The organism is Micromonospora sp. CNZ297 (assembly GCF_007827625.1).
This window is the reverse complement of sequence record NZ_VISU01000044.1, coordinates 1-25818: the sequence shown is the minus strand read 5'-3', so window position 1 is coordinate 25818 and position 25818 is coordinate 1. Positions and strand designations below refer to the sequence as shown.

The 25818-nt window shown below is 75.7% G+C and carries 3 protein-coding genes; all 3 read left to right on the top strand.

The window, feature by feature from the left end; genetic code table 11:
* Nucleotides 1–4300 (top strand): SDR family NAD(P)-dependent oxidoreductase (locus FB454_RS33670; protein WP_145824204.1); only part of this gene is annotated, 4300 nt, incomplete at its 5' end.
* A gap of 46 nt (nt 4301–4346) precedes the next feature.
* Nucleotides 4347–18467 carry a type I polyketide synthase gene (locus FB454_RS33665; protein ID WP_145824203.1) on the top strand — a complete coding sequence of 4707 codons (14121 nt, stop codon included), beginning with the start codon at nt 4347–4349 and terminating at the stop codon, nt 18465–18467.
* 47 nt (nt 18468–18514) lie between these two features.
* The coding region (locus FB454_RS33660; protein WP_145824202.1) for a type I polyketide synthase at nt 18515–25818 on the top strand (7304 nt) is incomplete at its 3' end.

Genomic DNA, 25818 nt, shown 5'->3' with positions numbered 1-25818 from the left:
GGCCCGCCTGATTCCGGTCGACTACGCGTCGCATTCGGTGGCGGTGCAGGATGTCGCGGAGCAGTTGCGCGCCGATCTGGCCGATGTGACGCCGCGACAGGGCAACGTCCGGCTCGTCTCCACCCTCACCGGGGACTGGGTGGACCCGTCCTCGATGACGGCGGACTACTGGTACGACAATCTGCGGCAGACCGTCCAGTTCGACGCCGCCGTGCGGGTGGCCGTCGAGGCGGGTCACACGACGTTCGTCGAGATCTCCCCGCATCCGGTGCTGACGATGCCGGTCACGGCGATCCTGGACGACGCCGGCGCGACCGGGCACACGCTGGGCAGCCTGCGGCGCGGTGACGACGACGCGACGCGGCTGCTGACGAACCTGGCCACCGCGCACACGATCGGTCTGCCCGTCGACCTGACGGCCGTACTCGCCGAGACCGGCACCGTCGCACTGCCCACGTACGCCTTCGAGCACGGACGCTACTGGCTGGACGCCCCCGCGCACCGCGTACGTGACGTCGGCTCCGCCGGCCTTCAGGACATCGGGCACCCGCTGCTCAGCGCGGCCGTACCCGTCGCCGACGACCGGACGGTGGTGCTGACCGGGCGGCTGTCGGTGCGTACCCACCCGTGGCTGGCCGACCACGCCGTCGGCGGGGCAGTGATCGTCCCCGGCACCGGCGTCGTCGACATGGTGGTCCGGGCCGGCGACGAGGTCGACGCCGGCCAGGTGGGCGACCTGACGCTGATCAACCCGCTGGTGCTCCCCGCGACCGGCGCGATGCAGGTGCAGGTACGCGTCGGCCCGCCCGCCGACACCGGCGAGCGGAGCGTCACAGTGCACTCCCGCCCCGAGGAGGACGCCGACGCCGAGTGGACCCGGCACGCCGAGGGCCTCCTGCTGCCGCAACTGCCCGACCCGGCCGCCGTACCAGGGCAGTGGCCGCCGGCCGGCGCCGTCGAGATCGACGCCGACCTGGACGCCTGGTACGCACAGATGGCCGAGGGTGGCCTCGGCTACGGCCCCGCCTTCCGAGGGCTGCGCCGGGTGTGGCGCGGCGACGGCGAGGTCTACGCCGAGGTGGCCCTCCCCGAGGAGGCGAGCGCCGACGCGTCCCGCTTCGGGCTGCACCCGGCCCTGTTCGACGCGGCCCTGCAGGCCAGCGGGGTCACCGCCCTGCTCGGCGACCCGGCGGACACCTCCGGGGCGGGCTGGATGCCGTTCGCCTTCCGCTCGGTCGCCCTGCACGCCCACGGGGCCACCCGGCTGCGGGCGCGGCTGCGTTCCCTCGGCCCGGACACCGTCGCGGTCACCCTCGCCGACACCGCCGGCCAGCCCGTCGCCACCGTCGAGTCGCTGACGTTCCGCCCCGTCGCCGCGGGCCGGGCCGACGAGGCGGCCGCGCTGCGCCGCACCTCGGTGTTCCACCTGGACTGGACGCCGCTGCCGGGTGCCGACGCGGCGGCGGGGCAGACGGTCAGCTGGGCGCTGCTCGGCGACGACACCCTCGGCCTCACCGGTGCGCTCACCGCCGCCGGGCACCCGGTGCGGTCCCACGCCGACCTGGCGGCGCTGGTCGCCGAGATCGAGGAGTCCGGGGACGTACCCGATATGGTGCTGGACCTGCGCTCCGGCGCGGAGCCGGACCCGCAGCGGGCCGGCGAGGCCGCGCACGACGCGGCCCGCGACGCGCTCGCGCTGGTGCAGCAGTGGCTGGGCGAGTCCCGGCTGGAGCGGTCCCGGCTGGTCCTGCACACCCGGGGCGCGGTCGGCGCGGCCCCGGGCGAGGCCCCCCGCGACCTGGCCCGGGCGAGCCTGTGGGGACTGGTCCGCTCCGCGCAGTCCGAGCACCCCGGCCGGTTCACGCTGCTCGACACCGACGACGACGCCGCCTCCCTGGCGGCCGTCCCGGCGGCCGTCGCCTCCGGCGAGCCGCAGCTCGCGCTCCGCGACGGCGCGCCGCTCGTGCCGCGGCTGACCCGGGCCCGCGACGCCGGGGTGCTGCCGCTGCCCGCCGGCGAGGTGCCATGGCGCCTCGACGTCACCGAGAAGGGCACGCTGGAGAACCTCGCCCTGCTGCCCGGCCCCGAGACGGCCGGGGAGCTGCCGGCGGGCCACGTCCTGGTCGGGATGCGCGCCTCCGGGCTGAACTTCCGCGACGTGGTGCTGGCCCTCGGCATGGTCCCCGACCAGGAGGTGCTGGGCAACGAGGGCGCCGGCGTGGTGCTCGGCGTGGGGCCGGGCGTCACCGACCTCGCCCCCGGCGACCGGGTGACGGGCATCTTCTCCGGCTCGTTCTCCTCGGCGGCGGTCACCGACCGCAGACTGCTCACCCGCATCCCCGACGGCTGGTCCTACACCGACGCCGCCGCCGTGCCCGTGGTCTTCCTGACCGCCTGGTACGGGCTGGTGGAGCTGGCCCGGCTGCGCGCGGGCGAGTCAGTGCTCGTCCACGCGGCGGCCGGCGGCGTCGGCATGGCCGCCGTGCAGATCGCCCGCCACCTCGGCGCGGAGGTCTACGGCACGGCCAGCCCCGGCAAGTGGCCGGCGCTGCGCGCCACCGGCTTCGACAACGCGCACCTCGCCTCCTCCCGCAGCCTCGACTTCGCCGACGAGTTCGCCCACCGCACCGGTGGCCGGGGCGTCGACGTGGTGCTCAACGCCCTGCGCGGCGAGTACGTCGACGCGTCGCTGCGGCTGCTCGCCGACGGCGGCCGGTTCGTCGAGATGGGCAAGACCGACAAGCGCGACCCGCAGCAGGTCGCCGCCGACCACCCGGGCGTCAGCTACCAGGTCTTCGACCTCATCGAGGCTGGCCCCGGGAAGATCGGCGCGATGCTGGGCGAACTGATGGCGCTCTTCGCCGCCGGTGCGCTGCGGCCCCTGCCCCGGCGCACCTGGGACGTCCGGCGCGCCCCCGAGGCGTTCCGCTTCCTCAGCCAGGCCCGGCACGTCGGCAAGCTCGCCCTGAGTATCCCGCAGACGCCCCGGCTCGACGGCACGGTCCTGGTCTCCGGGGCGACCGGCACCCTCGGCGCGCTGCTCTGCCGGCATCTGGTCACCGCGCACGGCGCCCGGCAACTGCTGCTGGTCAGCCGGCGCGGCCCGGACGCCGAGGGCGCCGACGACCTGCTCGCCGACCTCAAGGCCCTCGGCGCGGACGTGTCGATCGTCGCCGCCGACCTGGCCGACCCGGACGCCGTGGCGGACGTGCTGTCCACGGTGGACCGGCGCCACCCGCTGCGCGCCGTCGTGCACGCCGCCGGCGTCCTCGACGACGCCACCGTCGAGTCGCTCACCCCCGACCGCCTCGCCGCGGTGCTGCGGCCCAAGGTCGACGTGGCGTGGAACCTGCACCGGGCCACCCTCGGCCACGAGCTGAGCGCGTTCGTGCTCTTCTCCGCCGCCGCGGGCGTGTTCGGCGGTCCCGGCCAGGGCAACTACGCCGCCGGCAACGCGTTCCTCGACGCCCTCGCCGAGCACCGGCGGGCCCTCGGCCTGCCGGCCGTCGCGCTGGCGTGGGGCCGCTGGGCGCAGGCCAGCGGCATGACCGGTCACCTCGACTCGGCCGACATCCGCCGCCTCGACCGGGGCGGCATGGCCGCCCTCTCCGACGCCGAGGGGCTCGCCCTGTTCGACGCGGTCTGGCACTCGGAGCGGGCGACCCTCATGCCCGCGAAGATCGTCACCGGCGTGGCCGCGCCCGGGTCGCCCGTACACCCGCTGCTGACCAACCTGGTCCGCGCCGCCGGCCGCCGGGCCGCGGCCGGTGCGGCCACCGACGGGCAGGCGTACGCCGAGACGCTGCGCGCCCTGCCCGACGACAAGCGGGCACGCGCCCTGCGCGACCTGGTGCTGTCGCACGTGGCGGTCGTCCTCGGCCACGGCGACCCGGCCGGCATCGAGCCGACCCGGGCGTTCCGGGAACTCGGCTTCGACTCGCTCACCGCCGTCGAGCTGCGCAACCGGCTCGGCGCGGCCACCGGGCTGCGGCTGCCGGCGACGCTGGTCTTCGACAACCCGACGCCCGAGGCGCTCGCCGCCCACCTGGGCGGGCAGTTCGTCCCGGCGACCTCGGCGGGCGAGCCGTCGGGGGCGGGCCGGGAACTCGACCGGCTGGAGGCGGCGCTCGTCGGGCTGGACCCGGCCGACGACGAGTTCCGCCGGATCACCGACCGGCTGCACGGCCTGCTGGGCCGGCTGACCGAGCGGCAGGCGGACGCGGACGGCGACGACGACCTGGAGTCGGCCACGGCCGCGAACATCTTCGACCTGATCGACCGCGAGCTGGAGACGTCGTGACCACCAGCCGCAACGACATCGGCATGCCGAGTGAGGTAGGTCCACGGTGAGCAACGAGGACGAGAAGTACGTCGAGTACCTGAAGCGTACGACCTCGGAGCTGCGGCGTACCCGGCGTCGGCTGCGCGAGCTGGAGGCCCGCGACGCCGAGCCCGTCGCCATCGTGGCGATGAGCTGCCGTTACCCCGGCGGGGTCGACAGCCCCGAGGCGCTGTGGCACCTCGTGCACGACGGCGGCGACGGGATCGGGCCGTTCCCCGCCGACCGGGGCTGGGACCTGGAGAGCCTCTTCCACCCCGACCCCGACCACCCGGGCACCAGCTACGTGCGCGAGGGCGGCTTCGTCTACTCCGCCGCCGACTTCGACGCCGACCTGTTCGGCATCTCGCCCCGCGAGGCCGTCGCCATGGACCCGCAGCAGCGGCTGCTGCTGGAGACGTCCTGGGAGGCGTTCGAGCGGGCCGGGCTGCCGCTGCCGGCCGTCCGGGGCAGCCGCACCGGCGTCTTCGTCGGGGCGTCGTCGCACGGCTACGACGGCATGATGGCGCAGGCCGAGAACGGCGAGGGGCACCTGCTCACCGGCAACGCCACGAGCGTCATCTCCGGCCGCGTCGCGTACACGCTCGGGCTGGAGGGGCCGGCGGTCACCGTCGACACCGCCTGCTCGTCCTCGCTCGTCGCCCTTCACCTGGCCGCGCAGGCCCTGCGCAACGGCGACTGCGAGCTGGCCCTCGCGGGCGGCGTGACGGTGATGCCCACCCCGGCGGTCTTCGTCGGCTTCAGCCGGCAACGCGGCCTCGCCGCCGACGGCCGGTGCAAGGCGTTCGCCGCCGGCGCGGACGGCACCTCGTGGTCCGAGGGCATCGGCATCCTGCTGCTCACCCGGCTCTCCGACGCGCAGCGGCACGGCCACCCGGTGCTCGCCGTGATACGCGGCAGCGCGGTCAACCAGGACGGCGCGTCCAACGGGCTCAGCGCCCCGCACGGCCCCTCCCAGGTGCGCGTCATCCGCCAGGCCCTGGGCAACGCCCGCCTCACGCCCGAGCAGGTCGACGTGGTGGAGGCGCACGGTACGGGCACCCGGCTCGGCGACCCGATCGAGGCGCAGGCGCTGCTGGCCACGTACGGGCAGGACCGCGACGAGGCCGCGCCGCTGCTGCTCGGGTCGGTCAAGTCGAACATCGGGCACACGCAGGCCGCCGCCGGCGTGGCCGGTGTGATCAAGATGGTGATGGCGATGCGGCACGGCGTCGTGCCGCCCACCCTGCACGTCGACGAGCCGTCCCCGCACATCGACTGGACCGCCGGGGCGGTCACCCTCGCCACCGCCGCGACGCCCTGGCCCGCCGTGGACCGGCCGCGCCGGGCCGCCGTGTCGTCGTTCGGCGTGTCCGGCACCAACGCGCACACCATCATCGAGCAGGCCCCGGCTCCCGCCGAGGTCGAGGCCGAGCCGACCACGCCGCAGGCCCGCACAGTGGCCCCCGTGCTGCTCTCCGCCCGCTCCGACGCCGCGCTCGCCGCGCAGGCCGGCCGCTGGGCCGCCCGGTTCGCCGCCGACGAGACCCTCCGCCCGCTCGACGTGGCCTTCTCGTCGGTCACCTCCCGCTCCACCCTGGACCGTCGGGCCGTGCTGTCCGCGACCGGCCGCGACGACCTGCTCGCGGGGCTGCGCGCCCTTGCCGCCGGGGAACCGGCCGGTACCGTCGTGACCGGTGCCGGGGCGCCGCGCGGCCAGCTCGCGGTGCTCTTCTCGGGTCAGGGCGCGCAGCGCGCCGGCATGGGCCGGGAGTTGTACGCCGAGTTCCCCGTGTTCGCCGCCGCCCTCGACGAGGTGTGCGGGCACCTGGATCGAGCCCTGCCGCGCCCCCTGCGTGAGGTGCTCTTCGCCGCCGACGGCTCGGCCGACGCCGGCCTGCTGGACCAGACGGTGTTCACGCAGGCCGGTCTGTTCGCGGTCGAGGTGGCGCTGTTCCGTCTGGTGGAGTCCTTCGGCGTCGCCCCCGACCTGGTCGGCGGTCATTCGATCGGCGAGGTCACGGCCGCGTACGTGGCCGGGGTGCTGTCGCTGGAGCACGCCTGCGCGCTGGTGACGGCGCGGGGCCGGTTGATGCAGGCGCTGCCCGCCGGGGGTGGGATGCTGGCCGTCGCGGCCACCGAGGCCGAGGTGGCGGCCACGCTGGACGGGCTGGCCGGCGTGGGGATCGCGGCGGTCAACGGTCCGCAGGCCGTCGTGGTCTCCGGCGCCGTCGAGGCCCTCGACGAGGTGGAGCGGGTCTGGCGGGACCGGGGCGTACGCACCCGCCGCCTCACCGTCAGCCACGCGTTCCACAGTCCGCTGATGGAGCCGATGCTCGCCCGGTTCCGCGCGGTGCTCGACAAGCTCACCTTCGCCGCGCCGTCGCTGCCGGTGGTGTCGAACGTGACCGGTGCGCTGGCCGACGCCGACGAGATCCGCACCGCCGACTACTGGGTGCGTCACGTGCGCGAGGCCGTCCGCTTCGCCGACGGAATCACCGCGCTGCGCGCCGCCGGGGCGGACACGTTCCTGGAGGTCGGGCCGCGCAGCGTACTGACCGCGATGGTCGGCGACGCCCTGTCGGACGGGGCTGGCGTGCTCGCCGTGCCGGCGCAGCGCGGGGACCGGCCCGAGGCGCACGGGCTGCTGGCCGGGCTGGCGGAGCTGCACGTGCGCGGGGTTGCAGTCGACTGGCAGCAGTGGTTCGCCGACACCGGCGCGCGGCGGGTGGACCTGCCCACGTACGCCTTCCAGCACCAGCGCTACTGGCCCGAGGCCGGCGGCACCGCCGTGACGGCCGCGCCGGGCGACGCCGCCGAGGGGGACTTCTGGGCGGCCGTGGAGCGCGGCGACCTGACCGGGGTCGCCGCCCACCTGGCCGTGCAGGACGACCCCGCCGCGGTCGAGGCCCTCGCCCCGGCCGTACCGGTGCTCTCGTCGTGGCGACGGGCCCGGCAGCGCGACGCCGTGGTGGACGGCTGGACGTACCGGATCGACTGGGAGCCGGTACGCCCCGCCGCCGCGCCCGCGCTGACCGGCCGCTGGCTGGTCGTCACCGCCGACGCCGACGACGCCGGGGCGGCCGGCACGCTGACCGGCGCGGGCGCCCACGTCGACACGCTCACCGTCGCCCCCGGCGTCGACCGTGCCGAGCTGACCGGGCTGCTGCGCGGTCACGGCGAGCAGGGCTGGACCGGCGTGCTCTGCGTGCTCCCCGCGACCGACCGGGCGCTGCCGGACGCCCCGGCCGTCTCCGTCGGCGCCGCGCTGCTGCTCACCCTCACCCAGGCGCTCGCCGACGCCGGCCTGCCCGGCCGGCTCTGGTGCCTCACTCGGGGCGCCGTGCGCGTCGGGGCCGGCGAGACCCTCACCGACCCTTGGCCCGCCCTGGCCTGGGGCCTGGGCCGGGTCGTCGCGCTCGAACAGCCCGACCGCTGGGGCGGCCTGATCGACCTGCCCGCCCGCGCCGAGCGCACCGCGGCGGACGCGCTGCTCGCCGTCCTCGCCGACGCCGGCCACGACCAGGTGGCGATCCGCCCGCAGGGCGTCTTCGGCCGGCGGCTGGTGCCGGCCGCGCCGCCCGCGGGTGCGGGTTGGCGGCCTACCGGGACGGTGCTGGTGACCGGCGGTACGGGTGCCCTGGGCCGGCACGTGGCGCGCTGGTTGCTGGCCAACGGGGCGGCCGAGGTGGTGCTGGCCTCGCGGCGGGGTCCGGCGGCGCCGGGCGCGGCCGAGCTGGTCGACGAGTTGGGCGCGGTACGCGTGGTGGCGTGCGACGTCACCGATCGGGCGGCCGTCGACGCCCTCGTGGCCGGCCTGCCGGAGTTGACCGCCGTCGTGCACACCGCCGGCGTGATCGACGACGGCGTCCTCGACGGGCTCGACCTGGGCCGGATGCAGACCGTCCTCGACGGCAAGGTCCGCGCCGCCCAGGTGCTGCACGAGGCCACCGCCCACCGCGACCTCGACGCGTTCGTGCTCTTCTCCTCCCTCGCCGGGATCATCGGCAGCGCCGGACAGGGCAACTACGCGGCGGCCAACGCCTATCTCGACGCGTTCGCGGCCTGGCGACGCGACCAGGGCCTGCCCGGCACCGCCATCGCCTGGGGCGCCTGGGCCGAGGACGGCATGGCCGCCGCGCTGACCGCCCGGCTCGCCCGGGGCGGCGTCGACGCGCTCCCCGCCGCCGAGGCCGTCACCGCCCTCGGCCGGCTGGTCAACACCGCCGATCCGGCCGTCACCGTCGCCGCCGTCGACTGGGGACGCCTCGCCGCCTCCTGGGGCCGCCCGACGCCACTGATCGCCGCCCTGCCCGGGGTGCCCGCCGTGCCCACCGGTCCCGCCCGCGCCGTGGTGGTCGGCCGGTCCCTGCCGCAGCTCGCCGACCTCGTACGCACCCAGGCCGCCGTCGTGCTCGGCTACCCGGCCGGCCGGCCGCTGCCCGAGCGCACCTTCCGCGACCTCGGCTTCGACTCGCTCACCGCCGTCGAGCTGCGCAACCGGCTCACCGCCGAGACCGGTATGACCCTGCCCGCCACGCTGGTCTTCGACCACCCCACGGTCGCCGAACTCGCCGCCCACCTGCACGGCCTCACCGCCGGGCACACCACCGGCGAGGTGGTCGCCGACGGCACCGGCCGCGACCGCGAACCGATCGCCATCGTCGCCATGAGCTGCCGATTCCCCGGCGGCGTCACCTCACCCGAGCAGCTCTGGGACCTGCTGGCCACCGGCACCGACGCGCTGAGCCTGATGCCCGGCGAGCGCGGCTGGAACCTCGCCGAGCTGTACCACCCCGACCCCGAGCACCTCGGCACCAGCTACGTCCGGGAGGGCGGCTTCGTCGCCGGAGCCGGCGAGTTCGACCCGGCCTTCTTCGGCATCAGCCCCCGCGAGGCCCTCGCCATGGACCCGCAGCAGCGGCTGCTGCTGGAGACCACCTGGGAGGCGTTCGAGCGGGCCCGGATCGACCCGACCGCCCTGCGCGGCAGCCGCACCGGCGTGTACGTCGGCACCAACGGCCAGGACTACGGCTCGCTGCTGATGGCGACCGGGGACGTCGACGAGAACTACCTCGCCACCGGCACCTCCGCCAGCGTCATCTCCGGACGGCTGGCGTACACCTTCGGGCTGCACGGCCCGGCCGTCACCGTCGACACCGCCTGCTCGTCGTCGCTGGTCGCGATGCACCTGGCCGCGCAGGCCCTCCAGACGGGCGAGTGTGACCTCGCCCTGGCCGGCGGCGCCACCGTGATGGCCACCCCCGGCATCTTCGTCGGCTTCTCCCGCCAGCGCGGCCTCGCCGCCGACGGCCGGTGCAAGCCGTTCGCCGGAGCCGCCGACGGCACCGGCTGGGGCGAGGGCGTCGGCCTGCTGGTGCTCCAGCGGCTCTCCGACGCCCGCCGCGACGGCAACCCGGTCCTCGCCGTGCTGCGCGGCAGCGCCGTCAACCAGGACGGCGCCTCCAACGGCCTGACCGCACCCAACGGCCCCGCCCAGCAGCGGGTGATCCGGCAGGCCCTCGCCAACGCCGGACTCACCGCCGAGCAGGTGGACGCCGTCGAGGCGCACGGCACCGGCACCACCCTCGGCGACCCGATCGAGGCGCAGGCCCTCATCGCCACGTACGGCCAGGACCGGCCCGCCGACCGGCCGCTCTGGCTCGGCTCGATCAAGTCGAACATCGGGCACACCCAGGCCGCGGCGGGTGTGGCCGGGGTGATGAAGATGGTCCTGGCGATGCGGCACGGGGTGCTGCCGCCCACCCTGCACGTGGACGAGCCCACCCCGCACGTCGACTGGACCGCCGGCAGCGTCGAGCTGCTCACCTCCGCCCGGCCGTGGGAGCCCGCCGACGGGGTACGCCGCGCCGCCGTCTCCTCGTTCGGGATCAGCGGCACCAACGTGCACACCATCCTCGAACAGGCCCCCGCCGACGAGCCGGAGCCCGGACCGGCAGCCGACGTGCCGACCGGGGAACTGCCCTGGGTCCTCTCCGGGCGCACCGTCGACGCCCTCACCGCCCGCAGCCGGGACCTGCGCGAGCACCTCGGCACAGTGGACGACGACGCGCTCGCCGACGTCGGCTGGTCGCTGGCCGCCACCCGCGCGTCGCACGACCACCGGGCCGTCGTCTTCGCCGCCGACCGCGACGACCTGGCCGCGTCCCTCGACGCGCTCGCCGCCGGCCGGCCCGGCCCGCAGACCGTCACCCGCGTCCCCGGCACGCCGGGCGAGGTCGCGTTCGTCTTCCCGGGCCAGGGCTCGCAGTGGGCCGGGATGGCCGCCGAGCTGCTCGACACCGCCCCCGTCTTCGCGGAGACGTTCGCCGCCTGCGCCGAGGCGCTGCGCCCGTACGTCGACTGGTCGCCAGCCGACGTGGTGCGCGGCGCGCCCGACGCCCCGTCGCTGGAGCGCGTCGACGTCGTGCAGCCCACCCTGTTCGCGGTCAGCGTCTCGCTCGCCGCGCTCTGGGAGTCGTACGGGGTGCGCCCCGCAGCCGTCGTCGGGCACTCCCAGGGCGAGATCGCCGCCGCGTACGTCGCCGGTGGCCTCACCCTCGACGACGCGGCGGCCGTGGTCGCGCTGCGCAGCCGGATCATCGCCGGCATCGCCGGGGACGGCGGCATGGTCTCGGTCGCCACCACCGCCGACGAGGCCACCGCGACGATCGCCCGCTGGGCCGGCCGCATCGCCCTGGCCGCCGTCAACGGACCCACCTCCGTCGTGGTCTCCGGCGACGGCGCCGCCCTCGACGAGCTCGTCGCCCACTACGAGTCCCGCGAGGTGCGGGTGCGCCGCGTGCCCGTGGACTACGCCTCCCACTCCGCCCACGTCGAGCAGCTGCGGGAGCAGCTCCTGGAACTGCTCGCCGGGCTGCGGCCCCGCACCGGCGAGGTCCGGTTCCGCTCCACAGTCGAGGGCGACTGGCTCGACACCGCCGCCCTCGACGCCGACTACTGGTACCGCAACCTGCGGCAGACCGTCCGCTTCGACGAGGCGGTACGCAGCCTCGTCACCGCCGGCTACCAGACCTTCGTCGAGGTCAGCGCCCACCCGGTGCTGACCATGGCCGTGCAGGAGAGCGTCGAGCTGGCCGCCGCCGACCCGGACGCGGTCACCGTCACCGGCAGCCTGCGCCGGGGCGAGGGCGGCCTCGGCCGCTTCCTGCGCGCCCTGGCCGAGGTCTGGGCCGGGGGTACGGCCGTGGACTGGCGGCCCGCCTTCGCCGGCCTCGCCGGGCGTCGTCTCGACCTGCCCACGTATCCGTTCCAGCGGCAGCTCTACTGGCCGCAGCCGTCAACCGCGCCCGCCCCCGCGGCCGCCGGTCCCGTGGCCGACGACGAGGTCGACGCCCGGTTCTGGGCGGCCGTCGAGGCGGAGGACCTGACCGCGCTCACGGCCGAACTCTCCGCCACGGCCGAGTCGCGGCCCGTCCCGGAGACGGCGTTCGCCGACGTGCTGCCGGTGCTCGCCGCCTGGCGTCGCCGGCACCGCGACCAGGCCACCGTGGACTCCTGGCGGTACCGGGACAACTGGACGCCCGTCGCTCCCGACGCCTCCGGCGAGCCGGCCGCCACCGGCACCTGGTGGCTGCTCACCGGCCCCGACGACACCGGCGCGGCCGAGGCCGACTTCTGCACCGACGCATTGCGGCGGCACGGCGGCACCGTCGTACCGCTGGCGCTGGACGCCGACCGCACGGACCGCGCGGCGCTCGCCGCTCGGCTGCGCGACCTCGCCGACGGCGGCCCTCGCCCCGCCGGGATCGTGTCGCTGCTGCCGCTCGACGAGACGCCCGCCCCGGCGCACCAGTCGGTGCCGGTCGGTTTCGCCGGCACCGTCACCCTCGTGCAGGCGCTCGGCGACGCCGGAGTCCGCGCGCCGCTGTGGTGCCTCACCCGGGGTGCCGTCGCCACCGGCCCGGCCGACCCGCTGCCGCACCCGCTCCAGCAGCTCACCTGGGGCTTCGGCCGGGTCGCCGCACTCGAACACCCGGACCGCTGGGGCGGCCTCGTGGACCTGCCCGACGAACTCGACGACGCGGCCGGCCGACGGCTGGTCCGTGTCCTCGCCGGCGCCGACGGCGAGGACCAGGTCGCGCTGCGGTGGGCCGGCGCCTTCGGCCGGCGACTGCTGCACGCCCCGCTCGGTGACGCCCCCGCCCCGCGCACCTGGCGACCGTCGGGCACCGCCCTGGTCACCGGCGGCACCGGCGCGCTCGGCGGACACATGGCCCGCTGGCTCGCCGCCAACGGCGCCGCGCACCTGGTGCTGGTCAGCCGACGCGGCCGGCAGGCCGAGGGCATCGCCGACCTCGAGGCCGAGCTGGTCGCACTGGGCGCCCGGGTCACCGTCGCCGCCTGCGACGCCGCCGACCGGTCGGCGCTCGCCGCCGTCCTCGCCGACCTGCCGCCCGAGCACCCGCTGACCACAGTCGTGCACACCGCCGCCGTCCTCGACGACTCGGTGATCAACTCGCTGACCCTGGAGCAGGTCGACTACGCGCTCAGCGCGAAGGTCACGACCGCGCTGAACCTGCACGAGCTGACCCGCGAGCTGGACCTCGACGCGTTCATCCTGTTCTCCTCGATGGCCGGCACCGTCGGCAGCTCCGGCGTGGGCAACTACGCCCCCGGCAACGCGTTCCTCAACGCCCTCGCCGAGCACCGGCGCGCCCTCGGCCTGCCCGCCACCTCCATCGGCTGGGGCGCCTGGGGCGGCGGCGGCATGGCCGACGGCGAGTTCGGCCGGATGCTGCACCGCCACGGCGCGCCCGAGATGCCCCCGCGCCTCGCCGTCGCGGCCCTGCACCAGGCCGTCGAGCACGACGAGACCTTCCTGACCATCTCGAACATCGCCTGGGACCGGTTCTTCGTCGCGTTCACCGCCACCCGGCCCGGTCCGCTGATCTCGGAGATCCCCGAGGCGCAGCGGTTGCAGGCCACCAAGGGCCTCGCCGAGACGAAGGAGACCGACGAGGCCGGCCCCGCCGGCGCGTTCACCCGGATGAGCGCCGCCGAGCGCCAGCAGGCGCTGCTCGATCTGGTCCGCGACCAGGCGGCCGCGGTCCTCAAGTACGCCGACGGCCAGGCCGTCGACCCGCACCACGCGTTCCGGGACCTCGGCTTCGACTCGGTGACGGCGGTGGAGCTGCGCAACCGGCTCGCCACCGCCACCTCGCTGCGGCTGCCGGTGACCCTGGTCTTCGACTACCCGTCGCCGACCGCGCTCGCCCGGCACCTGCACGAGGAGTTGGGCGGCGAGGCCGCCGTGGCCGTCGAGGCCGCCCCGGTGACGCTCGGCGACGACGAGCCGGTGGCCATCGTCGCCATGTCCTGCCGCTTCCCCGGCGGGGCGAACGACCCCGAGCGGTTCTGGCAGATGCTGCACGCCGGCCGTGACGCCGTGTCCGACCTACCCGGCGATCGGGGTTGGGACGTCGAGAAGCTCTACGACCCCGACCCCTATTCCACCGGCACCTCATACGTCCGCAGCGGCGCCTTCCTCTACGAGGCGGCGGAGTTTGATGCCGGTTTCTTCGGGATTTCCCCCCGTGAGGCCTTGGCGATGGACCCGCAGCAGCGGTTGTTGCTGGAGGTTTCGTGGGAGGCGGTCGAGCGGGCAGGGGTTGAGCCTGGGGTTCTTCGGGGTTCGCGAACAGGGGTGTTCGTGGGCACGAATGGTCAGGACTATGGGGCCCTGCTGATGGTGGCGGGGGACGAGGTGGAGGGCTTCGCGGGCACGGGGAACGCCGCGAGTGTGGTGTCGGGTCGGGTGGCGTACGCGTTGGGGTTGGAGGGGCCGGCGGTGTCGGTGGACACGGCGTGTTCGTCGTCGCTTGTGGCGTTGCACCTGGCGGTGCAGTCGCTGCGGCGTGGCGAGTGCGACCTGGCCCTGGCCGGCGGCGTGACCGTGATGACGACGCCCGGGCTGTTCGTGGAGTTCTCTCGGCAGCGGGGCCTGGCGGCCGACGGCCGGTGCAAGGCGTTCGCGGCGGGTGCCGACGGCACGGGCTGGGGCGAGGGCGTGGGCGTGCTGGTGGTGGAGCGGTTGTCGGACGCGCGGCGTAACGGTCACGAGGTGCTGGCGATCGTGCGGGGCAGTGCGGTCAATCAGGATGGTGCGTCGAACGGGCTGACGGCCCCGAACGGTCCGTCGCAGCAGCGGGTGATCCGCCAGGCGCTGGCGTCGGCCCGCCTCACCACGGCCGACGTGGACGTGGTCGAGGCCCACGGCACGGGCACCACCCTCGGCGACCCGATCGAGGCGCAGGCCCTGCTCGCCACGTACGGGCAGGAGCGCGACGAGCCGCTGCTGCTCGGCTCCGTGAAGTCGAACATCGGCCACACCCAGGCCGCCGCCGGTGTCGCCGGCGTGATCAAGATGGTGCTGGCGATGCGCGAGGGCGTGGTCCCCGCGACGCTGCACGTGGACGAGCCGTCCCCGCACATCGACTGGAACTCCGGGGCCGTCGAGCTGGCGATCGAGTCGCGGCCGTGGCCGGCCGTGGGCCGGGCGCGCCGGTCGGCGGTGTCCTCGTTCGGCATCTCCGGCACCAACGCCCACGTCATCATCGAACTGCCCGAGGACCTCCCCGCCGAGAGCGTGGAGCCCGACGGCGAGGCCGCCGAGGATCGCAGCCCGGGGCTCGTGGCCTCCGACGTCGTCGTCTGGACGGTGTCGGGGCGGTCGAAGGGCGCGCTGGCCGGTCAGGCCGCCCGGCTGGCCCAGCACGTCCGCGCGCACGCCGACCTCGACGCGGCGGCGGTGGGCTGGTCCCTCGCCGCCACCCGGTCGACGTTCGACCAGCGGGCCGCCGTCGTCGGGGCCACCGTGGCCGAGTTGCTGGCGGGGCTCGACGCCCTGTCCGCCGGCGCGCCGGCGGGGAACCTCGTCACGGGTACGGCCTCCGGAACCGGTGCGGTGTTCGTGTTCCCGGGTCAGGGTGCGCAGTCGGCGCGGATGGCCGCCGGCTTGGTGGGTCGTACGCCGGTGTTCGACGCGCGTCTGGCGGATTGCCAGCGGGCCCTGGCCCCGTACCTGGACGTCGATCTGGTGTCGGTGTTGACCGGTGACGACGAGTCGTGGCTGGAGCGGGTCGAGGTCGTGCAGCCGGTGCTGTGGGCCGTCGGCATGGCCCTGGCGGCGGTGTGGCAGCACGCCGGGGTCACCCCGGCGGCGGTGGTCGGTCACTCGCAGGGCGAGATCGGCGCGGCGTGCGTGGCCGGGATCCTCAGCCTGGAGGACGCGGCGAAGGCGGTCGCGTTGCGGTCGCGGGCGCTGACGGTACTGCGGGGCACCGGGACGATGGCGTCGGTCGACCTGTCGGCGGAGGCGGTCGCCGAGCGGCTGCCGGCGTTCCCGGGCGTCGGTGTCGCGGCGGTCAACGGCCCGTCCACGGTCGTGGTGTCGGGTCCGCCGCAACCGGTTGCCGACCTCGTGGAGGCGTGCCAGGCCGACGGGGTGCGGGCGCGGTTGATCCCGGTGGACTACGCGTCGCATTCGGCGGCGGTGCAGGACGTCGCGGAGCAGTTGCGCGCCGATCTGGCCGATGTGACGCCGCGACAGGGCAACGTCCGGCTCGTCTCCACCCTCACCGGGGACTGGGTGGACCCGTCCTCGATGACGGCGGACTACTGGTACGACAATCTGCGGCAGACCGTCCAGTTCGAGGCCGCCGTGCGGGTGGCCGTCGAGGCGGGTCACACGACGTTCGTCGAGATCTCACCGCATCCGGTGCTGACGATGCCGGTCACGGCGATCCTGGACGACGCCGGCGCGACCGGGCACACGCTGGGCAGCCTGCGGCGCGGTGACGACGACGCGACGCGGCTGCTGACGAACCTCGCCACCGCCCACACGATCGGCCTGCCCGTCGACCTGACGGCCGTACTCGCCGAGACCGGCACCGTCGCACTGCCCACGTACGCCTTCGACCGCAGCCGCTTCTGGCCGACCGCGGCGACCCGGCAGGACGGCGCCGAGGAGACCCCGAGCGGCGTCGACTCCGCGTTCTGGGCGGCCGTCGAGCGCGAGGACCTGGCCGCGCTCGCGGAACTCACCGAGCAGGACGCGACGGAATCCCTGGAACGGCTGGGCGCGGCCCTGCCCGTGCTCGCCTCCTGGCGACGCCAGCAGCGCAACCGCTCCGCCCTGGAAGACCTGCGCTACCGCAGCGTCTGGCAGCCGTACACCGGGACGCCCGTCAGCTTTCTCCCCGGCGCCTGGTGGGTGATCGCCGACGCACGGCACCCGGAGGAGGGCGAGGCCGCCGTCGCCGAGCTGTCCCGCCGGGGCGCCGATGTCCGGCTGGTGTCGCTGCCGGAGAACCTGACCGACCGTGCCGCCCTCACCGCGCACCTGAGCGGTGTCACCCGTACCGCCGACGGCGGGCCGGCCCCGGTCGACGGGGTGCTGTCCCTGCTCGCCCTCGCCGACGGCCCGGTCGACGACACCCAGCCGGTGCCGCCGTTCCTCGCCCGGTCGCTCGCGCTGATCCAGGCGCTCGGCGACCTCGACGTCGCCGCGCCGCTGTGGTGCGTCACCCGGGGCGCCGCCGGCACCACCCGGAGCGGCACGCCCAGCCGGCCGGAGCAGTCGCTGCTCTGGGGCCTCGGCCGGGTCGTGGCCCTCGAACACCCCGAGCGGTGGGGCGGCCTGGTCGACGTACCGGCCACCCTGGACGACCACGGCTGGGACCTGCTCTGCGCCGCCCTCGCCGGACTCGACGGCGAGGACCAGCTCGCGGTCGACGGCGCCACCATCCTGGTACGCCGGCTGGTGCGGGCACCCGGCGGCGAGGCGCCCGCCGACGACGCCGGCTACCCGGGCACCACGCTGGTCACCGGCGGCACCGGCGCGCTCGGCGCGGAGGTGGCCCGCTGGCTGGCCGCCCGGGGCGCCGAGCACCTGATGCTCGTCAGCCGCCGTGGCGCGGACGCCCCCGGCGCCGCCGAACTCGTCCGCGAGCTGACCGGGGCGGGCACCCGGGTGACCGTCGCGGCCTGCGACGTGGCCGACCGGGCCGCGCTGGCCAAGCTGCTCGACGAGGTACCCGCCGACGCGCCGCTGACCAGCGTCGTGCACGCGGCCGGCGTCCTCGAGGACGGGGTGCTCGACGGGCTCACCGCCGACCGCCTCGCCACCGTCCTGCGCCCCAAGGTGCTCGGTGCCCTGCACCTGCACGAGCTGACCGTCGGGCGGGAACTGCGCGCGTTCGTGCTGTTCTCCGCGCTGGCCGGGCAGCTCGGCGCCGCCGGTCAGGGCAGCTACGCCGCCGCCAACGCCTACCTCGACGCCCTCGCCGAGCAGCGGCACCGGCAGGGCCTGCCGGCCACCTCGGTCGCCTGGGGCCCCTGGGCGGCCGGCGGGATGGCCACCACCGACCATGCCGTGGAGGAGCGCCGTCGGCGTACCGGCGTGGCCCGCCTCGACACCGCGCCCGCGCTCACGGCGCTCGCGCAGTGCGTCGCGCGGGGCGAGCCGGCGACGATGGTGGCCGGCATCGACTGGGCCCGTTACGTGCCCGGCTTCGTCGCCGTGCGGCCCAGCCCGCTCATCGCGGGCGTGGCCGAGGCGCGGCGGGCCGTCGCCGAGCGGGCCGAGGACACCGGCGTCTCCGCGGAGTCCCTGGCCGCCCTGCTCGCCGGGCAGACCGACGCCGAACGACGCAAGACCCTGCTGGAGCTGGTACGCGGGCAGGCCGCCGCGGTGCTCGGCCACGCCTCGATGGACGCCGTCGAGCCGGACCGGGCGTTCCGCGAACTCGGCTTCGACTCGCTGACCGCCGTGGAGCTGCGCAACCGGCTCACCGCGGCGACCGGCGTCCGGCTGCCCGCCACGGTCGTCTTCGACTACCCGACCGCCGCCGGGCTGGCCGAGTACGTGCGGGCCGCCGTCGTCGACGGCGGGGTGGTCGGGGTCGCACCGGTCTTCGGCGAGCTGGACAGGTTGGAAGCGGCGCTCTCCGGCTCGGCGCCGGACCGCAGCGCCCGAATTCGGATCACCGAGCGGCTGCGGGCGCTGCTGGCCTCCCTCAACGAGGCCGATGCCCCGGCGGACGGCGACACCGTCGCCGAGAAGCTCCAGGACGCGACGCCGGACGAGGTCTTCGACTTCATCGACCGCGAGCTGGGGATGTCCTGACGTGATCGCTGCTGCGACGACGGGTCAACACAAGGAGTGCGCGGTCCATGGCTGACGAGGCGAAGCTTCTCGACTACCTCAAGCGGGTCACCGCTGACCTGCACCAGGTGCGCCAGCGCCTGCGCGAGGTGGAAGCCGGTGAACAGGAACCGGTCGCCATCGTCTCCATGAGCTGCCGCTTCCCGGGCGGGGTGCGCTCGCCCGAGGACCTGTGGGAGGTGGTCGCGTCCGGCCGGGACGTCGTCTCCGACTTCCCGACCGACCGCGGCTGGGACCTCGGGTCGCTCTACGACAGCGACCCCGAGCAGGCCGGTACGTCGTACACGCGGCAGGGTGGCTTCGTCCACGACCTGGCCGACTTCGACCCGGGCTTCTTCGCGATCTCCCCCCGGGAGGCGCTGGCGATGGACCCGCAGCAGCGCTGGCTGCTGGAGACCTCGTGGGAGGCCCTGGAGCGGGCCGGCATCGACCCGCACTCGCTGCGCGGCAGCCGCACCGGCGTCTTCGCCGGCAGCACCGGCCAGGACTACGGCACCGTGCTGATGGGTGCCGCGCAGGGCCTCGAGGGGCACCTGATGACCGGCAACGCCGGCAGCGTGGTGTCCGGCCGGATCGCCTACACCTTCGGGCTGGAGGGGCCGGCGGTCACCATCGACACCGCCTGCTCGTCGTCCCTGGTCGCCCTGCACCTCGCGGGCCAGGCGCTGCGGCAGCAGGAGTGCACTTTGGCCATCGTCGCCGGCGTCACCGCCATGTGCACCCCGGCCGCCTTCGTCGAGTTCTCCCGGCAGCGCGGCCTCGCCGCCGACGGCCGGTGCAAGGCGTTCGCCGCCGCCGCCGACGGGACCGGCTGGTCCGAGGGCGTCGGCGTCCTGGTGCTGGAACGGCTCTCGGACGCGCAGCGCAACGGCCACCCCATCCTCGCCGTGGTACGGGGCAGCGCGGTGAACCAGGACGGCGCCTCCAACGGGCTGAGCGCCCCGAACGGGCCGTCGCAGCAGCGGGTGATCCAGCAGGCGCTGGCCAACGCCGGCCTCGCCGCCGGCGGCGTGGACGTGGTCGAGGCGCACGGCACCGGCACCCGTCTCGGCGACCCGATCGAGGCGCAGGCGCTGCTGGCCACGTACGGACAGGAGCGGGGGGACTCCGCGCCGCTGCTGCTCGGCTCGGTCAAGTCGAACATCGGCCACGCGCAGGCGGCCGCCGGGGTGGCCGGCGTCATCAAGATGGTCATGGCGATGCGGCACGGCGTCGTACCGCCCACCCTGCACGTCGACGAGCCGACGCCCGAGGTCGACTGGTCAGCCGGCGACGTCTCGCTGGTGACCGAGGCGACGCCGTGGCCGGCGGTGGACCGGCCGCGCCGCTCGGCGGTCTCCTCGTTCGGGGTGTCCGGCACCAACGCGCACACCATCCTGGAGCAGGCCCCGGCACCGCAGCCGGCCCCGTCGGCCGCCGTGCCGGTGGTCGAGCGGCCGGTCGTACCGGTGCCGCTGTCGGCCCGGGACGCTGCCGGCCTCGCCGCGCAGGCGGCCCGCTGGGCGGCCCGGATCGCCGCCGACGAGACCCTGCGCCCCCTGGATGTGGCCTTCTCGTCGGTCACCTCCCGGTCCACCCTGGACCACCGCGCCGTGGTCCACGCGACCGGCCGCGAGGACCTGCTGGCCGGGCTGCGCGCCCTCGCCGCCGGTCAGCCGTCCGGCGCGGTCGTCGCCGGGCAGGCCGGCGGCCGGGGCTCGCTCGCGGTGCTCTTCTCCGGCCAGGGCGCGCAGCGCGCCGGCATGGGCCGGGAGTTGTACGCGGGCTTCCCGGTGTTCGCCGCCACGCTGGACGAGGTGTGCGTGTACCTGGACGCGCTGCTGCCGCGTCCGCTGCGGGAGGTGCTGTTCGCGCTGGAGGGTTCCGCCGAGGCGGCCCTGCTGGACCAGACGGTGTTCACGCAGGCGGGCCTGTTCGCCGTCGAGGTGGCGCTGTTCCGCCTCGTCGAGTCGTTCGGCATCGCGCCGGAGTTCGTGGGCGGTCACTCGATCGGTGAGGTGACGGCCGCGTACGTGGCGGGCGTGCTGTCGCTGGCCGACGCGTGTGCGCTGGTGGCGGCGCGGGGCCGGCTGATGCAGGCCCTGCCGGCCGGTGGCGGCATGCTCGCGGTGGCCGCCGACGAGGTGGCGGTGGTCGAGTCGATCGCCGGCTCGACCGACCGGGTCGGGATCGCGGCCGTCAACGGGCCGACCTCGGTCGTGGTCTCCGGTGCCGTCGACGCCCTCGACGAGGTGGAGCGAGTCTGGCGGGACCGGGGCGTGCGTACGCGCCGGCTGACCGTCAGCCACGCGTTCCACAGTCCGCTGATGGAGCCGATGCTCGCCGAGTTCCGCGCCGTCCTCGACGGGTTGACGTTCTCCGCGCCGTCGCTGCCGGTGGTGTCGAACGTGACCGGTGCGCTGGCCGACGCCGACGAGATCCGTACGGCCGACTACTGGGTGCGCCACGTCCGCGAGGCCGTCCGCTTCGCCGACGGGGTCACCGCCCTGCGCGAGGCGGGGGTGGACACGTTCCTGGAGGTCGGGCCGCGCAGCGTCCTGACCGCGATGGTCGGCGAGATCCTGCCGGGCGACGACGTCGTGCTGGCCGTCGCCGTGCAGCGCAAGGACCGGTCCGGGGCGCACGGGCTGCTGGCCGGGTTGGCCGAGCTGCACGTGCACGGGGTCGCAGTCGACTGGCGGCAGTGGTTCGCCGAGACCGGCGCCCGGCGGGTGGACCTGCCCACGTACGCCTTCCAGCACCAGCGCTACTGGCCCGAGGCGGGCGCCGGGTGGACCGGCGACGTCACCGCGGTCGGCCTGCGCCCCGCGCAACACCCCCTGCTCGGAGCCGCCGTCGGCGTCGCGCACGCCGAGGGCTTCCTCTTCACCGGCCGGCTGGCCCGGCGTACCCACCCGTGGATCTGCGACCACGTCGTGTTCGACACCGTGCTGCTGCCCGGCACGGGTTTCGTCGAACTCGCCCTCCAGGCGGGCGCGCACGTCGGCGCGGACCACGTCCGCGAACTGACCCTGGAGTCGCCGCTGATCCTGCCGGAGACCGGGGGCGTGGACATCCAGCTCTGGATCGGCCCGGCGGACGAGACCGGGTGCCGTTCCGTGTCGCTGCACTCCGCCCAGGACGGCGAGCCGACCGAGGGCACGGGTGAGCGGGCCTGGACCCGCAACGCCAGCGGCGTGCTGGCCAGCGGTCCGGCCGTGCCGAGCGGTCCCGCCGGCTGGTCCGACCTGACCACCTGGCCGCCGCCGGGCGCGACCGAGGTCGGCACCGACGACCTCTACCTGAACCTCGCCGCCCAGGGCTACGACTACGGCCCGTCGTTCATCGCCCTGCGCTCCGCCTGGCGGCGCGGCGACGACCTCTTCGCCGAGCTGGCGCTGCCCGAGGCCCCCGCCGCCGAGGCCGCCGGGTACGGCCTGCACCCGGCCCTGCTCGACGCGGCGCTGCACACCCTCGGCCTGACCACGCCGGCCGGGGAGCCCTCCGGGGCGGGCATGCCCCCCGGATTCGGCCGCCTGCCGTTCTCCTGGAACGACGTCGCCCTGCACGGTGCCGGGGCCGCGGCGGCCCGCGTCCGGGTCTCGCACACCGGCCCCGACAGCATCTCGCTGCTGCTCACCGACGTCACAGGCGCGCCGGTCATCTCCGTCGGCTCCCTCGTCCTGCGGCCGGTCTCCGCCGACCAGCTCCGCACCGCCTCCGGCGGCGGCACCGAGTCGCTGTTCCGGGTCGAGTGGGCCCCGCTCGCGCTGCCCGCCGGCCCGGCCACGGTCGACTGGGCGGTCATCGGCGACGCCGCGGCGCTCACCGACGCGGTCGCCGCCACCGGCACGGCCGTGGCGGCGTACCCCGACCTGGCGGCCCTGGCCACGGCGATGGACGGCGGGACGGACGCGCCCGGCGTGCTGGTCCTGCCGTTGCTCGACCCGCCCGCGTCGGCGGACGTGCCGCGCGCCGTCGCCGAGGCGACCCACCGGGTGCTCGCCGTGCTCCAGCAGTTCCTCGCCGAGGAGCGCTACGCGGTGTCCCGACTGGTGGTGCTGACCTCGGGCGCGGTCGCCACCGACCGGGACACCGACCTGACGGACCTGGCCGGCGCCGCCGTGATCGGCCTGCTGCGCTCCGCCCAGTCGGAGAACCCCGACCGGTTCGTGCTGGTGGACGTCGACGACGTGGCCGGCTGCGCCGCCGCGCTCGTCCCGGCCGTCGCGACCGACGAGCCGCAGGTCGTGATCCGCGCGGGCGTCGCCGCCGGCGCCCGGCTCACCCGGGTCGCCGCCCCGACCGAGCCGCCGGCAGCCCCGTTCGACTCCGACGGCACCGTCCTGATCACCGGCGCCACCGGCACCCTCGGCCGGCTGATGAGCCGGCACCTGGTCAGCACGTACGGCGTCCGGCACCTGATCCTCACCAGCCGGCGCGGCCGCGCCGCCGAGGGTGTCGCGGAGCTCTGCGCCGAGTTGGAGGCGCTCGGCGTGAGCGTCACCGTCGCCGCCTGCGACGTCGCCGACCGTAGCGCGGTGGCCGAGCTGCTGGCCGGCATCCCGGCGGAGCACCCGCTGACCGCCGTCATCCACGCCGCCGGCGTCCGCGACGACGGCGTCATCTCCTCGCTCACCCCCGAGCGGATGGACGGCGTGCTGCGGCCCAAGGTCGACGCCGCCTGGCACCTGCACGAGCTGACCGCCGACCTCGACCTGAAGGCGTTCGTCTCGTACTCCTCGCTGGCCGCCACCGCCGGCGGCCCGGGCCAGGGCAACTACGCCGCCGCCAACGCGTTCCTCGACGGGCTGGCCCAGCACCGCAAGGCGCGCGGCCTCGCCGCCCTCACCCTCGCCTGGGGCCTCTGGGCCGACCGCAGCGGCATGACCACCGAGCTGGACGACGTCCACCTGAACCGGATCTCCCGCTCCGGCGTCGCCGCCATGGAGGCCGAGGAGGGGCTCGCGCTCTTCGACGCGGCCTGCCGCACCACCGACGCCGCGCTCGTCCCGGCCCGGCTGGACCTCGCCGCGATGAAGGTGCAGTTCGCCGGCGGGACCATCCCGCCGCTGTACCGGGCGCTGATCCGTATGCCCGCCCGCGCCGCCGCGGCCAGCACCGGCGCGTCGCTGGTGCAGCAGCTCACCGGGCTCGGCGACGCCGAGCGGGCCGCCGCGCTGGTCGAGATCGTCCGGGGCCAGGCCGCCGCCGTGCTCGGCTACCCCGACCCGGCAGCCATCGAGCCGCGCCGGGCGTTCAGCGAGTTCGGCTTCGACTCGCTCACCGCCGTCGAGATGCGCAACCGGCTCAACAACGCCTTCGGGATGCGGCTGCCGGCCACCCTCGTCTTCGACTACCCGACCCCGCACGACCTGGCGGCCTTCCTGGGTACGGAGATCGCCGGCACCCCGGTTCCCGTGCGACCCACGACGACCGCCGTGTCGGTCGGCGACGACGAGCCCCTCGCGATCATCGGCATGGCCTGCCGGCTGCCCGGCGGCGTGTGGTCGCCCGACGACCTGTGGCGGCTGGTGGTCGACGGCGTGGACGCGATCAGCGACCTGCCCACCGACCGTGGCTGGGACCTCGACAGCCTCTACAGCCCCGACCCCGACGCCCCCGGCACCTTCTACGCCCGCGGCGGCGGCTTCCTCAGCGGCGTCGACAGGTTCGACCCCAACTTCTTCGGCATCTCGCCCCGCGAGGCCCTGGCCATGGACCCGCAGCAGCGACTGCTGCTGGAGACCACCTGGGAGTCCTTCGAGTCCGCCGGCATCGACCCCACCGACGTACGGGGCAGCAGCACCGGCGTCTTCGTCGGCACCAGCGGCCAGGACTACGGCTCGCTGCTCGCGTACTCGCCGGAGGCCGCCGAGGGCTACATGCTGACCGGGATGACCAGCAGCGTCATCTCCGGCCGGGTCGCCTACACGTTCGGGCTGGAGGGGCCGGCGGTGTCGCTGGACACGGCCTGCTCGTCGTCGCTGGTGGCGCTGCACTGGGCCGGCCAGGCGCTGCGGCGCGGCGAGTGCGACATGGCCCTCGCCGGCGGTGTCATGGTGATGGCCACCCCGACCGCCTTCGTCGAGTTCTCCCGGCAGCGCGGCCTGGCCGCCGACGGCCGGTGCAAGTCGTTCGCCGCGTCCGCCGACGGCACCGGCTGGTCCGAGGGCGTCGGCATGCTGCTCGTGCAGCGGCTCTCCGACGCCCGCCGGCAGGGCCGCACCGTCTACGCGGTGGTGCGCGGCTCGGCGATCAACTCCGACGGCGCCTCCAACGGGCTGACCGCCCCGAACGGCCCCTCGCAGCAGCGGGTGATCCGGCAGGCGCTGGCGTCGGCCCGCCTCACCACGGCCGACGTCGACGTGGTCGAGGCGCACGGCACGGGCACCACCCTCGGTGACCCGATCGAGGCGCAGGCCCTGCTCGCCACGTACGGGCGGGAGCGGCCCGCCGACCGGCCCCTGCTGCTCGGCTCGATCAAGTCGAACATCGGCCACGCCCAGGCCGCCGCCGGTGTGGCCGGCGTGATCAAGATGGTGCAGGCCATCCGGCACGGCCTCGTCCCGGCGACGCTGCACGTGGACGAGCCGTCCCCGCACATCGACTGGACCTCCGGTGCGGTGGAGCTGGCGACGCAGTCGCGGCCCTGGCCGGCGGTGGACCGGCCGCGCCGGGCGGCGGTGTCGTCGTTCGGCATCTCCGGCACCAACGCCCACGTCATCATCGAGCAGGCCGACGAACTGTCCGTGGCACCGGCCGAGCCCGGCCCCGGGCTCGTGGCCTCCGACGCGGTGCTGTGGCCGCTGTCGGGACGGTCGAAGGGCGCCCTGGCCGGCCAGGCGGCCCGTCTCGCGGAGTACGTGCGTGAGCGCGGCGACATCGACGCGGCGGCGGTGGGCTGGTCCCTGGCTACGACCCGGTCGGCGTTCGGTCACCGTGCCGCTGTCGTCGGGTCGGGCACGGAGGAGTTGCTGGCGGGGCTGGACGCGGTGGCGTCCGGGACGCCGGCCGGCAACGTCGTCGCCGACACCACCACGTCCCACGGCGCGGGCCCGGTGTTCGTGTTCCCGGGCCAGGGCGCGCAGTCGGCACGAATGGCCGCCGGTCTCGTCGGACGTACGCCCGTGTTCGACGCGCGGCTGGCGGAGTGCCAGCGGGCTCTCGCCCCGTACCTGGATGTCGATCTGGTGTCGGTGTTGACCGGCGAGGATGAGTCGTGGCTGGAGCGGGTCGAGGTGGTGCAGCCGGTGCTGTGGGCCGTGGGTGTGGCTCTGGCGGCGGTGTGGCAGCACGCCGGGGTGAGCCCGGCTGCGGTGGTCGGTCACTC